The organism is Streptomyces sp. MMBL 11-1 (assembly GCF_028622875.1).
GTDB lineage: Bacteria > Actinomycetota > Actinomycetes > Streptomycetales > Streptomycetaceae > Streptomyces.
This window is the reverse complement of the sequence record NZ_CP117709.1, coordinates 1,598,445-1,612,352: the sequence shown is the minus strand read 5'-3', so window position 1 is coordinate 1,612,352 and position 13,908 is coordinate 1,598,445. Positions and strand designations below refer to the sequence as shown.

Genomic DNA, 13,908 nt, shown 5'->3' with positions numbered 1-13,908 from the left:
GCTGCACCCCTGTCCTAACAAGGAGCCCCGTGACCACCCCCGAGTCGCCCCAGCCCGTAGACGCCGTCGACGACGACAAGTCGCACGTCCCGCCGCTGACGACCCGCGTCGTCATCGCCGAGGACGAGGCCCTCATCCGCCTCGACCTCAAGGAGATGCTGGAGGAGGAGGGTTACTCCGTCGTCGGTGAGGCGGGCGACGGGCAGCAGGCCGTGGAGCTGGCCCGGGAGCACAAGCCGGACCTCGTCATCCTGGACGTGAAGATGCCGGTCCTCGACGGGATCTCCGCCGCCGAGAAGATCGCCGAGGAGTCCATCGCCCCGGTCCTGATGCTCACCGCGTTCTCGCAGCGCGACCTCGTCGAGCGGGCCCGGGACGCCGGGGCCATGGCGTATCTGGTGAAGCCGTTCAGCAAGAGCGACGTGGTGCCGGCCATCGAGATGGCCGTCTCCCGGTTCGCGGAGCTGAAGGCACTGGAGAGCGAGATCGCGGACCTTTCGCAGCGGCTGGAGACCCGGAAGCTGGTGGACCGGGCGAAGAGCATCCTCCAGACGGATTACGGGCTCTCCGAGCCGGCCGCGTTCCGGTGGATCCAGAAGACGTCGATGGACCGCCGGATGTCGATGCAGCAGCTGGCGGAGGCGCTGATCGAGGACGCCGAGGAGAAGAAGAAGTCGGCCGAGTAGCCGCGTACACGTACGTACGCGAGAGGCCCGCACCCGGGGTGAACCGGGGTGCGGGCCTCTCGCGTACGGCGGGGCGGCGGGGTGTCAGTCCTCGCCGAGGTAGGCCTTGCGGACCGACTCGTCGTGGAGCAGGTCCGAGCCCGCGCCGGAGAGGACGATCTTGCCGACCTCCATGACGTGACCCTGGTCCGCGAGGGACAGGGCGGCCTGGGCGTTCTGCTCGACGAGCAGGATCGTGGTGCCCGAGGCCTTGAGTTCGACGATGGTCTCCATGATCTTCTGCATCATGATCGGGGAGAGTCCCATGGAGGGCTCGTCGAGCATGAGCAGTTTGGGCTGGGACATCATGGCGCGGCCCATGGCGAGCATCTGCTGCTCGCCGCCCGAGAGGGTGCCCGCTGCCTGCTTCCGGCGTTCCCCGAGGATGGGGAAGAGGTCGTAGGCGCGCTGGACGTCCTTCTCGATGCCTGCCTTGTCGTTGCGGAGGTAGGCGCCGAGGAGGAGGTTCTCGGTGATCGTCAGCCGGGGGAAGATGTGGCGTCCCTCGGGGGAGTGGGCGATGCCCAGGGAGACGATCTTGTGGGCGGGGATGTTGGCCAGTGGCTTGCCCTCGAAGAGGATGCGGCCGCCGAGTGGCTTGAGCAGTCCGGAGAGGGTGCGCAGGGTGGTGGTCTTGCCCGCGCCGTTGGTGCCGATGAGGGTGACGACCTGGCCGGCTTCGACGGTGAAGGAGATGCCCTTGACCGCTTCGATCTTGCCGTAGGCGACCCGGAGGTCTTCGACCTCTAGCAGTGCGGTCATCGGGTGCCCTCCTCATCGGTGCTGGTGGTGTCGGGCGTGGTGTCCTTTGCCGGGGTGGTGGTGCTGGTGGTTCCGGCGTGGGCTTCGGCTGCTTCGACCTCGGCGATTTCTTCGGCGCCGGGGGCGCCTTCGAAGGGAGTGCCGAGGTAGGCGGCGACGACGCGTTCGTCGGCCTGGACGTCGCCGGGGGTGCCTTCGACGAGTTTTTCGCCCTGGACGAGGCAGGCGACGCGGTCGCAGAGGTTGAAGATGAACCGCATGTCGTGCTCGATGACGAGGACGGCGATGCCCTGGTCCCGGATGGCGAAGATGAGTTCTTCGGTGACGCGGGTTTCCTGGGGGTTCATGCCGGCGGTGGGCTCGTCCAGGAGGAGGAGTCCGGGGTCGCTGGCGAGTGCGCGGGCGATTTCCAGCTTGCGCTGGTCTCCGTAGGGGAGGTTGCGCGCGAGGTGGTCGGCCTTGTCCTGGAGGCCGATGAACTCCAGGAGTTCCATGGCGCGTTCGCGGCTGGCGTCTTCTGCCTTGTGGTAGCCGGGGAGGCGCAGGAGGGCTGACCAGAGGCCTTCCTTGGTCCGGGTGTGGCGTCCGACGAGGACGTTTTCCAGGACGGTCATGTTGGCGAAGAGCCGGATGTTCTGGAAGGTGCGGGCGATGCCGGCCTTGGTGACGAGGTGGGGTTTGGGCGGCAGGACGGTGCCCTTGTAGCTGACCTTGCCCTCGGTGGGGATGTAGAGGCCGGTGAGGCAGTTGAAGAAGGTGGTCTTGCCGGCGCCGTTGGGGCCGATGAGTCCGACGATTTCGCCACTGTTGACGGTGAGGTCGACGTCGCGTACGGCGGTGAGTCCGCCGAAGCGCATGGTGACGCCGCTGGCGTCGAGGACCGTGGTGGCCGGGCTGGCCGGGGTGGTTGTTGTGGTGGTCATGTGATCACGCCCCCGCCTTCGTGGTGCCGGCGGCCTGGTCGGTGAGTGGGGTGTCCGGTGGGACGTCGAGTTGGCCGGTCTCGTGGAATTCGAGTTGCTTCCTGCGGTCGGCGACGAGCCCTTCGGGGCGGAAGCGCATCAGGAGGATGAGTGCGATGCCGAAGAGGAAGAGCTGGTAGTCCTGCATGAACTGCAGCTTGGCCGGGATGAGGTAGAGCAGTGCGGCGCCGACGAGGGGTCCACTGAGGGTTCCCATGCCGCCGAGGATGACGGCGGCGAGGAGGAAGGCGGAGTTCGGGGGCACGGAGCCGGCGAACTGGTACTGCTCGGGCGTCACGGTGTAGGAGACGTGGGCCTGGACGGTACCGGCGAGTCCGGCGAGGGTGGCGCCGAGGGCGAAGGCGAGCAGCTTGAGCCGGAAGGCGTTGATGCCCATGGCGGTGGCTGCGGTTTCGTCCTCGCGGATGGCGACCCAGGCGCGGCCGATGCGGGATTCTCCGGAGCGTCGGAAGACCAGGACGACGACGGCGGTGAAGACGAGCATTAGCAGGTAGTAGTTGGCCGACCTGCCGAGGGTGAATCCGGCGATGTCGTGGCTGACGCCGAAGTCGAAGCCGAAGAGGTTGAGGTCGGGGATGCTGGGGATGCCCTGGGAGCCGTTGGTGAGGTCGGGGCCGCTGACGCCGTTGAGGGCGTTGACGGTGAGGCGGAAGATCTCGCCGAATCCGAGGGTGACGATGGCGAGGTAGTCGCCGCGCAGTCGGAGGGTCGGGGCGCCGATGACGACGCCGAAGACCAGTGAGGCCGCGGCGCCGGTGAGGACGGCGGCCCAGAAGGGGAACTGGACGCCGACGGGGGAGAGCGGGGAGCCGGAGACCAGGGCGGCGGCGTAGGCGCCGACGCCGAGGAAGGCGACGTATCCGAGGTCGAGGAGGCCGGCGAGGCCGACGACGACGTTGAGGCCGAGTGCGACGGTCGCGAAGATGAGGATGTTCGCGCCGATGAGTGCGTATTGCTCGTTCTGCTGGGTGAAGGGGAAGCAGAAGGCCGCGATGAGTGCGGCGGCCATGGTGACGTTGCGGTGCTTGGTGGTCAGCCGGGTGATGCGGGCGATGAGGCCGGCTCGGGTGAGGGCGGTGAAGCCGAACGCGACGCTGATGATGTAGCCGATGAAGAGTTCGGCGTATTCGGTGTCGATGCCGTACGTGAAGACGTGGAGGGCGACGCCGAAGGCTCCGGCGATGATGAGGATCTCGGCCCAGTTGGGGAGTTCCTTGGCGCGTCCGGGCGCGGGGGCTCGGAGGCTGTTGACCAGGCGGTTGAGCGGGGTGGGGTGGGTGGTGTCGTCGAGTTCCTGGTCGCTGGGGAGGCCGAGGGAGGCGACGGTGGCGATGATGGCGCCGACGAGCGCGACCCAGGCTCCGGGTTCGAGGTTGACGATGCCGCCGAGTTTGGCGGCGATGGCGCCGATGGTGAAGGCGGTGGTGCCGAGGACGCCGAGGGCGGCGAGTCGGACGGGGCTGTTGGTGCCGCCGGGGGTGAGCCAGCCGAGTCCCTTGATTCCGTAGCCGGAGAGGGCGAACAGGAGGGTGAGGACGGTGCCGACGAGGGTGAGGACCTGGAGGCCGCCGGGGTAGCCGGTGACGGTGAGGTCGCCGGGGAATTCGGCGGTCCAGGTCCAGGCGAGGAAGGTGCCGATGAGGGCGATGGCCGCGCCGGCGGTGGTGAGGTGGCGGGCCGTGCTCGCGGGGAGCGGGATGAGAGCGCTGGTGGTGGGTGTGGTGGTGGTAGTCATGGTCATCACGCCCGATCCGAGACGCGCTCGCCGAGCAGGCCCTGGGGGCGTACGAGGAGGACGATGATGAGGAGCGCGAAGGCCCATACGTCCTTCCAGGCGCCGCCGCCGAAGAGTTCCATGCCGGGGACTTCGCTCATGTAGCCGGTGGCGAGGGCTTCGGCGACGCCGAGGACGATGCCGCCGAGCATGGCGCCGTAGATGTTGCCGATGCCGCCGAGGACGGCTGCGGTGAAGGCTTTGAGGCCCATGATGAAGCCCATGCGGAAGCCGATCTGGCCGTTCTTGAGCCCGTAGGCGACGGCGGCGACGGCGGCGAACGCGGCACCGATGGCGAAGGCCATGACGATGATGCGGTCGGTGTTGATGCCCATGAGCTTGGCGGTGTCGGGGTCCTGGGAGGTGGCCTGCATGCCGCGGCCGGCGCGGGTCTTGGAGACGAAGAGGCCGAGGGCGAGCATGCAGAGGGGGGCGACGACGAGGACGAAGATGTCGCCGCGCTGGATGGTGGCGCCGAGGATGTCGAAGGCTTCGCCTTCGAACTGGGGGAAGGAGCGGTCCTTGGTGGCGTCGGGGTACCACATCCATACCGCTTGCTGGAGGGCGAGGGAGAGCCCGATGGCGGTGATGAGTGGTGCCAGGCGTGGTCCGCCGCGCAGGGGGCGGTAGGCGAAGCGCTCGGCGGCCATGCTGATGGCGACGGCGGCTATGACGCCGCCGACGATCATGAGGGGTATCGCGGCTATGAGGGAGAATCCGGACGGAAGCCCGAGGTAGACCGTGAGGGCTCCGAAGCCCCCGATCATGAAGATCTCGCCGTGCGCGAAGTTGATGAGCTGGATGATTCCGTAGACCATCGTGTAACCGATCGCGATGAGACCGTACATCGCGCCGAGGATGAGTCCATTGGCCAGCTGTTGCGGCAGTTCGTTCACCGCAGGGCCTCCGTGGAGTGGTTCGGATATGGCACCGCGCGGGAGGGCTCGTAGCGCTCCCGCGCGGTCTGGTTGCTTTGTGTGGTGGTGGCGGGGCCGTGCCCGGCCGGTGGTTACTCGACGGTGCTGCTGACCTTGGAGACCCACTTGCCGCCGGTGACCTGGTAGGCGGTCATCAGGGTGTTGGTGGTGTCGCCGTATTCGTCGAAGGAGACGGGGCCGGTGACGCCCTCGAACTTGACCTTGGCCATGGCTTCGAGGACCTTGGCGCGGCCGTCCTCGGCGGGGATCTTGCCGTCGTTCTCGGCGGCGACGATCTTGACGGCTTCGATGATGGACCAGGTGGCGTCGTAGGTGCCGCCGCCGTAGGCCTCGTAGGCGTCCTTGTAGCCGGCCGTCTTGTAGTCCGCGATGAACTTCTTGGCGGACTCCAGCTCCTCGACGGGCTTGCCGACGGAGGTGGCGATGTCGCCTTCGGCCTTCTTGTTGAGCTTGATGAAGTCGGCGCTGTACATGCCGTCGCCGCCCATGAAGGGGATCTGGACGCTGTCCTTGATCTGCTGGCTCAGGGGGGCGCCGGCGGGGTACTCGCCGCCGTAGTAGACGGCCTTGGCCTTGGAGCTCTTGACCTTGGTGGCGACGGAGTTGAAGTCGCGGTCCTCGGGGTTGACGTGGTCGGTGCCGACGATCTTGCCGCCGAGTTCGGTGAACGTCGCCTTGAAGGAGGCGGCGAGTCCGGCGCCGTAGGGCTTCTGGTCGTCGATGAGGTAGACGTCCTTGATCTTCGCGGTTTCGAAGAGGTACTTGGCCGCGAAGGCGCCCTGGATCTGGTCGGTGGTGGCGGTGCGGAAGTAGGAGGCGAAGGGGCGCTTCTTGTCGCCGGTCTTCCACTTGTTGCCCTGGGTCAGCTCGGTGCCGGTGTTGGCGGGGGAGACCTGGGTCAGCTTGGCGTCGTTGAGGGGCTTCTGCATCGACTGGGCGACGCCGGAGTTCAGCGGGCCGACGACGCCGAGGACCTCTTTGGTGCCGATGAGCTTGACGGCGTTCTGCTGGCCGACGGAGGGCTGGGCCTGGTCGTCGAGTGCTTCCAGTTTGAAGGTGATGCCGGGGACGGTCTTTTCCTTGTTCGCCGTCTTGACGGCGAGGTCGGCGGAGTTCTTGATGCCGAGGCCGAGGGCGGACAGGTCGCCGGTGAGCGGGGCGTCGAGGCCGATGACGACCGTCTGGTTGCCTCCGTCGCCGCCGCCGCTGTTCTTGCTGTCGTCGCGCGAACCGCAGGCGGTGAGGGTGAGTGCTCCGGTGGTGAGCACTGCGGTGAGTATGAGCAAAGAACGGTGTCGCACGAAAAGTCCTTTCCCTGGCGCGGCCTCCTCTGCTTGAGGTGCCGTGACGATCGCCGGGCCGTACTGGGTTGGTACAGGGCCGTGCAGCAGACGCGCCCGGCGGCGCGGTGACTGGCGGTGACTCTAAGCGCAGCCGGGGGCCACCGGGACTGGTCGGCGGCGGATGTGACTCTCTTGTTATGCCCTTGAGCAAGGCTTGAGGTTCCTGTGAGGACATGTGGCGGTTTCGCCTGGACTGCGAAGGGACCACATGGTGAGAACGCGCAGCTCTGCTAAGGGGCTTGGGGTGATCTTGGTGCTGACGCGGTTCGGTGGTCGCGGTGGGTGCGGCGAAGCTCCCGGGGTGTCTGTGGCCGGGGTGCGCGGCTGGATTCCGCATTGCCTGCACGTTACGCAGTGTTACATCGGCGGTGGGGTCCCGGGGGTCGTGGGGGCCGATGTGGCTGCTGAGTGGCTCATGGAACGCGCGGTGGAGTCAAGGAAGTTGACCGAGTGTGTTGGCCAACTGTCGTTTTTTGGTGGGGAAATGACACTGCCCGGCCGGAACGCGCAGGTGCGGTTCCGGCCGGGCAGGGGGTTGTGCCGCGGGGCGGGGGAGGCGGTGCGTGGAGGGGTCGGTCCGCGGTGGAGGTGGCGGGCCGGTCCGCGGTGGAGGTCAGTTCGCTCCGGGGCGGGGGGCGTCGCGGAGGAGGCAGGTGAGGCGTGCGGTGCAGACCCGCTTGTCCTGTTCGTCGGTGATGACGATCTCGTACGTGGCGGTGGAGCGGCCTTGGTGTACGGGGGTGGCGACGCCGGTCACGAGGCCGCTGCGGGCGCCCCGGTGGTGGGTGCAGTTGAGGTCGACGCCGACCGCGATTTTGGAGGCTCCGCCGTGGAGCATGGAGCCGATGGATCCGAGGGTTTCGGCGAGGACGGCGGAGGCGCCGCCGTGCAGGAGGCCGTAGGGCTGGGTGTTGCCCTCGACGGGCATGGTGCCGACGACGCGGTCGGCGGAGGCCTCGACGATGGTCACGCCCATGCGCTCGCCGAGGTGGCCGGCGGAGAAGAGGGCGGGCAGGTCGACGCCGAGTGCCGCGTATTCGTCGATGACTTCCTGCGGGAAGAGGGGTGTGGTGTGCTCGCCCATGGGTCCGGCTCCGTTTCGGTGCGCTGGTTCGTTGCTGTCTGCACCGTTCTTATCAGACGGCTGAGCGGACGCTTAGGGGGTGGCGGTTTTCAGTCGCCGCCGGGGGCGTTCCGGTGCTCCTCGAAGCGGACGATGACCGACTTGCTGGCCGGGGTGTTGCTGGTGTCCGCCGTGGAGCCGAGGGGGACCAGGACGTTGGTCTCCGGGTAGTAGGCGGCGGCGCAGCCCCGGGCGGTGGGGTAGTGGACGACGCGGAAGCCGTCCGCGCGGCGCTCGACGCCGTCCTTCCATTCGCTGATGAGGTCGGTGTAGGTGCCGTCGGCGAGGCCGAGGGCGGCGGCGTCCTCGGGGTTGACCATGACGATGCGGCGGCCGCCCTTGATGCCCCGGTAGCGGTCGTTGAGGCCGTAGATGGTGGTGTTGTACTGGTCGTGGGAGCGCAGTGTCTGCAACAGGAGCCTGCCGGGCGGGAGTTCGGGGTACTCGATGGGGGCGGCGGTGAAGTTGGCGCGGCCGGTGGCGGTGGGGAAGCGGCGCTCGTCGCGGGGGGCGTGGGGGAGGGTGAAGCCGCCGGGGCGGGCGACGCGGGTGTTGAAGTCCTCGAAGCCGGGGACGACGCGGGAGATGCGGTCGCGGATGGTGGCGTAGTCCCGCTCGAAGGCCTCCCAGTCCGTACGGGAGCCGGCGCCGAGGACGGCGCGGGCGAGGCGGGCGACGATGGCGGGTTCGGAGAGCAGGTGGGGGCTCGCGGGGGTGAGGTTGCCGCGTGAGGCGTGGACCATGCCCATGGAGTCCTCGACGGTGACGAACTGTTTGCCGCTTGCCTGGACGTCCTTGTCGGTCCTGCCGAGCGTGGGCAGGATCAGGGCGCGGGTCCCGGTCACGGCGTGGGAGCGGTTGAGCTTGGTCGAGACGTGGACGGTGAGGCGGGCGCGGCGCATCGCGGCCTCGGTGACGGTGGTGTCGGGTGTGGCCGCGACGAAGTTGCCGCCCATCGCGAAGAAGACCTTCGCGTCGCCGTCGCGCAGGGCCTGGATGGAGCGCACCACGTCCAGGCCGTGGTGGCGCGGCGAGGTGATGCCGAACTCCTTGTCGAGGGCGTCGAGGAAGGCCGGTGCGGGCCGTTCGAAGATGCCCATGGTGCGGTCGCCCTGGACGTTGGAGTGGCCGCGCACCGGGCAGACTCCGGCGCCGGGGCGGCCGATGTTTCCGCGCAGGAGGAGGAAGTTGACGACTTCGCGGATGGTGGGCACGGAGTGCTTGTGCTGGGTGAGGCCCATCGCCCAGCAGACGATGGTGCGTTTCGAGGCGAGGACGAGGGCGAGGGCCTGCTCGATCTCGGCGCGGGTGAGGCCGGTGGCGGTGAGGGTCTCGTCCCAGTCGGCCGCTTCGGCGGCCTTGGTGAACTCCTCGTAGCCGTGGGTGTGTTCGGCGACGAACGCGGTGTCGACGGCTCCGTCGGTCGCGAGGATCAGCTTGTTGAGGAGGCGGAAGAGGGCTTGGTCGCCGCCGATGCGGATCTGGAGGAAGAGGTCGTTGAGGGCGGTGCCCTTGACCATGCCCTGGGGGGTCTGGGGGTTCTTGAACCGCTCCATGCCGGCTTCGGGCAGGGGGTTCACCGAGATGATCTTCGCCCCGGCGGTCTTGGCCTTCTCCAGGGCGGACAGCATCCGGGGGTGGTTCGTGCCGGGGTTCTGTCCGGCGACGATGATCAGGTCGGCCTGGTGCAGGTCCTCCAGGGAGACGCTGCCCTTGCCGACGCCGATGGTCTCGGTGAGCGCCGAGCCGGACGACTCGTGGCACATGTTGGAGCAGTCCGGCAGGTTGTTGGTGCCGAACTCGCGGGCGAAGAGCTGGAGGAGGAACGCGGCCTCGTTGCTCGTGCGGCCGGAGGTGTAGAAGAGGGCTTCGTCGGGGGAGTCGAGGGCGGTCAGCTCCTCGGCGATGATTGAGAACGCCCGCTCCCAGGTCACCGCCTCGTACCGGTCGGCGCCCTCGGGGAGATACACCGGCTGGGTGATCCGGCCCTGCTGGCCCAGCCAGTATCCGCTGCGTTCGGCGAGGTCGGCCAGCGGGTGGGCGGCGAAGAAGTCGGGGGTGACGCGGCGCAGGGTCGCCTCCTCGGCGACGGCCTTGGCGCCGTTCTCGCAGAATTCGGCGGTGTGCCGCTTGTCGCCCTCGGGCCAGGCGCAGCCCGGGCAGTCGAAGCCGTCCTTCTGGTTGACCTTGAGGAGGGTCCGCGCGGTGCGGCGCACCCCCATCTGCTGCTGGGCGATGCGCAGGGAGTGGGCGACGGCCGGCAGTCCTGCGGCGGCGTGCGGGGCCGGCTCGACCTGCGGGGCGTCCTGGACCGGGTCACCGGTCGGCGGCTTGGTGGCCATGATGCTGCTCCCCTTCGAGCGCTTCTTCCGCGTGTCTGCGTCCTCACCGTCGATCCTGCCACGGACCTCCGGGTGTCGCGCCGGTCCGGATTGTCAGTGGGCCGTGGCAGGATCGGGGGCGTGGCTGAGACGGCATCGAAGAAGACGGCAGACAACCGACCGCGCCTGCTCCTCATGGACGGGCACTCCCTGGCGTACCGGGCGTTCTTCGCCCTGCCCGCGGAGAATTTCACGACGGCGGTGGGGCAGCCGACGAATGCCGTGTACGGCTTCATGTCGATGCTGGCGAACACGCTGCGTGATGAGGTGCCCACGCACTTCGCGGTGGCGTTCGACGTGTCGCGCAAGACGTGGCGTGCGCGGGAGTTCCCGGAGTACAAGGCGAACCGCTCCAAGACCCCCGACGAGTTCAAGGGGCAGGTCGAGCTGATCGGCGAGCTGCTGGACGCGATGCGCGCGGACCGGTTCGCGGTGGACGGCTTCGAGGCGGACGACGTCATCGCGACGCTGGCGACGCAGGCCGAGGCGGCCGGGTTCGAGGTGCTGATCGTCACCGGGGACCGGGACTCCTTCCAGCTGATCACGGAGAACGTGACCGTGCTGTACCCCACCAAGGGGGTCTCCGAGCTGACCCGGTTCACGCCGGAGAAGGTCGTCGAGAAGTACGGGCTCACCCCTCAGCAGTATCCGGACTTCGCCGCCCTGCGCGGCGACCCGTCGGACAACCTCCCCGGTATCCCCGGGGTGGGGGAGAAGACGGCCGCGAAGTGGATCAACCAGTTCGGTTCCTTCGCCGAGCTGGTGGAGCGGGCCGAGGAGGTCAAGGGCAAGGCCGGGCAGAATTTCCGCGACCACCTGGACGCGGTGAAGATGAACCGGGTGCTGACCGAGATGGTCCGTGACGTGGAGCTGCCGAAGGCCCCGGCCGACCTGGAGCGCGCTCCGTACGACCGCACGGCGGTCACCGGTGTCCTGGACATACTGGAGATCCGCAACCCGAGCCTGCGCGAGCGCCTCCTCGCCGTCGATCCCGGGGCGGCGGAGGCCGAGCCGCCCGCGCCCGCCGCCGGGATCGAGCTGGACGGGGCCGTGCTGGGCTCCGGCGAGGTCGCCCCGTGGCTGGAGGCGCACGGCGCGCGGCCGCTCGGCGTCATGACGGTGGACACCTGGTCGCTGGGCGCCGGCACGGTCACCGAGATCGCGCTCGCCGCCGCCGACGGGGCCGCCGCCTGGCTGGACCCGGCGCAGCTGGAGGAGGCCGACGAGCGGGCGTTCGCCGCCTGGGTCTCGGACCCGGCCCGGCCGAAGGTCCTGCACAACGCGAAGAACGTGATGCGGGTCTTCCCCGAGCACGGCTGGCGGCTCGAAGGCGTCACGATGGACACCGCTCTCGCCGCGTATCTGGTGAAGCCGGGCCGTCGCTCCTTCGCCCTGGACGCGCTGGCCGTGGAGTATCTGGGCCGGGAGCTGGCCCCGGCCGCCGCCTCCGACGGGCAGCTGGCCTTCGGCGCGGACGACCGGGCCGAGGCGGACGCGCTGATGGCGCAGGCCCGGGCCGTGCTCGACCTGGGCGACGCGTTCACCACCCGCCTGAAGGAGGTGGGCGCGGCGGAGCTGCTGCACGACATGGAGCTGCCGACGTCGATCCTCCTGGCCCGTCTGGAGCGGCACGGGATCGCCGCGGACCGGGCCCACCTGGAGGGGATGGAGCAGCAGTTCGCGGGGACCGTGCAGCAGGCGGTGAAGGAGGCGCACGCGGCGGTGGGCCGTGAGTTCAACCTCGGATCGCCCAAGCAGCTCCAGGAGATCCTCTTCGGCGAGCTGGGCCTGCCGAAGACGAAGAAGACCAAGACGGGATACACCACGGACGCGGACGCGCTGGCCTGGCTGGCGGCGCAGACCGAGCACGAGCTGCCGGTGCTGATGCTGCGCCACCGCGAGCAGGCCAAGCTGCGGGTCACCGTCGAGGGCCTGGTCAAGACGATCGCTGCGGACGGCCGGATCCACACCACGTTCAATCAGACGGTGGCGGCGACCGGCCGGCTCTCCTCCACCGACCCCAACCTGCAGAACATCCCCGTCCGTACGGACGAGGGCCGGGCGATCCGCCGGGGCTTCGTCGTCGGTGAGGGCTTCGAGACGCTGATGACGGCGGACTACAGCCAGATCGAGCTGCGGGTGATGGCGCACCTCTCCGAGGACGCCGGTCTGATCGAGGCGTTCACCTCCGGCGAGGACCTGCACACCACGGTCGCCTCGCAGGTCTTCGGCGTCGAGAAGGACGCGGTCGACGCGGAGATGCGCCGCAAGATCAAGGCCATGTCCTACGGACTGGCCTACGGCCTCTCCGCGTTCGGCCTCTCCCAGCAGCTGAACATCGATCCCGCCGAGGCCCGGGTGCTGATGGACACCTACTTCGAGCGGTTCGGCGGGGTACGGGACTATCTCCACCGGGTCGTCGAGGAGGCCAGGGCCACCGGGTACACGGAGACGATTCTCGGCAGGCGCCGCTATCTCCCCGACCTGAACAGCGACAACCGCCAGCGCCGTGAGGCCGCGGAGCGGATGGCGCTCAACGCCCCGATCCAGGGCACCGCCGCGGACATCGTGAAGGTGGCGATGTTGCGGGTGGACCGGGCGCTGACCGAGGCGGAGCTGACCTCGCGGATGCTGCTCCAGGTCCATGACGAAATCGTCCTGGAGATCGCGAAGGGCGAGCGGAAGCGGGTCGAGGAGATCCTGCGCCACGAGATGGCCCACGCGGTCGAGCTGCGTGCCCCGCTCGACGTCTCGGTCGGCGTCGGCGGGGACTGGGAGTCGGCCGCGCACTGAGCCACCGGCACAGGCCGGGCCCGGGCCGCGTCACGGTTCCGGGCCCGGGCCGCGTCACGGTTCCGGGCCCGGGCCTTCCGCGCGGCCCTACCTCCGGCCTGCCTCCGCTTCCGTACGGGCCCCCTCCGCTACCGGGGTCCCCTGCCCTGCCGGCGTCCGCGCCGGGCCCCGCGTCCCCGGCCGTCTGCCCGGCAGCCGCATCCACACCCCGTACAGCAGAAGCCCGGCCGCCAGTCCGGCGCCCGCGCCGAAGCAGGCCGTGGGGATGATGTCGAGCGGGCTCTCCACCCGGCCGAAGCGGGCGTACCAGCGGACGCACCGGTGGACGGCGCCGAGCAGCACGCACAGGCCCAGCAGACCGAGAGCGCCCCACCTCTCCCGGCGGCCGAGCACCGGCACCTCCTCGGCCGCGGGCACCTCCGGGGTCAGCCGGAGCCCGCTGACGGCGAACCAGCCGATGACCACGAGGGCCAGGGCCGAACTGCCGTACTGGACGAACTGGTACACGGGAAAGCCGCCGACGACGCGGCTGAGCACCGGCACCAGCTCCGTCCCCCACCGGCTGTGGTGGGTGAACGCGTCCCACACCACATGCGTGGCCGCGCCCAGGGCACCGGAGACGGCGAACCACAGCCAGGCGGAAGGACCGAACGAGGCCCGCGTCCACCGCTGCCCCCGGACGAAGGCGTGGACGCGACCCCTGACCCGTACCGGCAGCAGCGCCGCCAACGGCTCCCGCAGCAGGACCCACACCGCCACCAGCGCCGCCGCGATGACCACGTTCACCGTGACGACCCCGAGGAAGGTGTGCGTGAACGACCCGAACTCCATCGCCCCGGGGACCACCGTGTCCGCGAAGTAGGTGATGTCGGGCGCGAACGAACCGGCGACGAGAGCGGAGGGGAACAGCGGCCACCGGGCCGTCCCGTTCCGGCGGATCACCGGGAGCACGGCCGCGGCATGACTGAGCGTGAACGGCATGGCGGCAAGTATGCGGGACCGTTCGGGCACCCTTCTGTGGCCGACAGGACAACATGCGCCCGTGAACGTGAAAAAACAGTAAGAAGCGGTCAGGGGCCCATGCTC

General features: G+C 69.2%; 10 protein-coding genes. 2 read left to right on the top strand and 8 right to left on the bottom strand.

From position 1 onward, the window contains the following. Positions 1 to 29 precede the first annotated feature (29 nt). Entirely contained in the window at positions 30 to 686 is a 657-nt protein-coding gene (locus PSQ21_RS06830; RefSeq protein ID WP_003969810.1) for an ANTAR domain-containing response regulator, read from the top strand. A gap of 84 nt (positions 687 to 770) precedes the next feature. Here the strand turns inward: PSQ21_RS06830 and PSQ21_RS06825 are convergent, their stop codons facing one another. From PSQ21_RS06825 to PSQ21_RS06795, 7 genes are all read right to left on the bottom strand, one after another. After that, a complete protein-coding gene (locus PSQ21_RS06825; protein WP_003969811.1) occupies positions 771 to 1,487 on the bottom strand; it encodes an ABC transporter ATP-binding protein in 717 nt (238 codons plus the stop codon). Next, entirely contained in the window at positions 1,484 to 2,410 is a 927-nt protein-coding gene (locus tag PSQ21_RS06820; RefSeq protein WP_274029504.1) for an ABC transporter ATP-binding protein, read from the bottom strand. The genes PSQ21_RS06825 and PSQ21_RS06820 overlap by 4 nt, the downstream gene beginning before the upstream one ends. A gap of 4 nt (positions 2,411 to 2,414) precedes the next feature. Then, on the bottom strand, positions 2,415 to 4,211 hold the full coding sequence (locus PSQ21_RS06815; RefSeq protein WP_274035659.1) for a branched-chain amino acid ABC transporter permease: 1,797 nt from the start codon (positions 4,209 to 4,211) through the stop codon (positions 2,415 to 2,417). Further along, positions 4,211 to 5,140, bottom strand: a complete 930-nt coding sequence (locus tag PSQ21_RS06810; RefSeq protein ID WP_274029503.1) for a branched-chain amino acid ABC transporter permease — start codon at positions 5,138 to 5,140, stop codon at positions 4,211 to 4,213. Before PSQ21_RS06810 ends, PSQ21_RS06815 begins: the two co-directional genes overlap by 1 nt. A gap of 113 nt (positions 5,141 to 5,253) precedes the next feature. After that, on the bottom strand, positions 5,254 to 6,468 hold the full coding sequence (locus PSQ21_RS06805; RefSeq protein WP_274035657.1) for a branched-chain amino acid ABC transporter substrate-binding protein: 1,215 nt from the start codon (positions 6,466 to 6,468) through the stop codon (positions 5,254 to 5,256). Positions 6,469 to 7,138: 670 nt separating this feature from the next. After that, the gene (locus tag PSQ21_RS06800; protein ID WP_274029502.1) at positions 7,139 to 7,609 is read right to left on the bottom strand and encodes a PaaI family thioesterase; all 471 of its coding nucleotides are present in this window, start codon (positions 7,607 to 7,609) and stop codon (positions 7,139 to 7,141) included. Positions 7,610 to 7,698: 89 nt separating this feature from the next. After that, positions 7,699 to 9,990, bottom strand: coding sequence for an FdhF/YdeP family oxidoreductase (locus PSQ21_RS06795; RefSeq protein ID WP_274029501.1), 2,292 nt, complete (start codon positions 9,988 to 9,990; stop codon positions 7,699 to 7,701). A 120-nt stretch (positions 9,991 to 10,110) separates the two neighbouring features. On the opposite strand from PSQ21_RS06795, the gene polA reads away from it, so the two are divergent. After that, the gene (gene polA, locus PSQ21_RS06790; protein ID WP_274029500.1) at positions 10,111 to 12,822 is read left to right on the top strand and encodes a DNA polymerase I; all 2,712 of its coding nucleotides are present in this window, start codon (positions 10,111 to 10,113) and stop codon (positions 12,820 to 12,822) included. An 87-nt stretch (positions 12,823 to 12,909) separates the two neighbouring features. Here the strand turns inward: polA and PSQ21_RS06785 are convergent, their stop codons facing one another. Further along, positions 12,910 to 13,803: a DUF4184 family protein gene (locus tag PSQ21_RS06785; RefSeq protein ID WP_274029499.1), complete on the bottom strand. Its 894-nt coding sequence runs from the start codon at positions 13,801 to 13,803 to the stop codon at positions 12,910 to 12,912. Positions 13,804 to 13,908 lie beyond the last annotated feature (105 nt).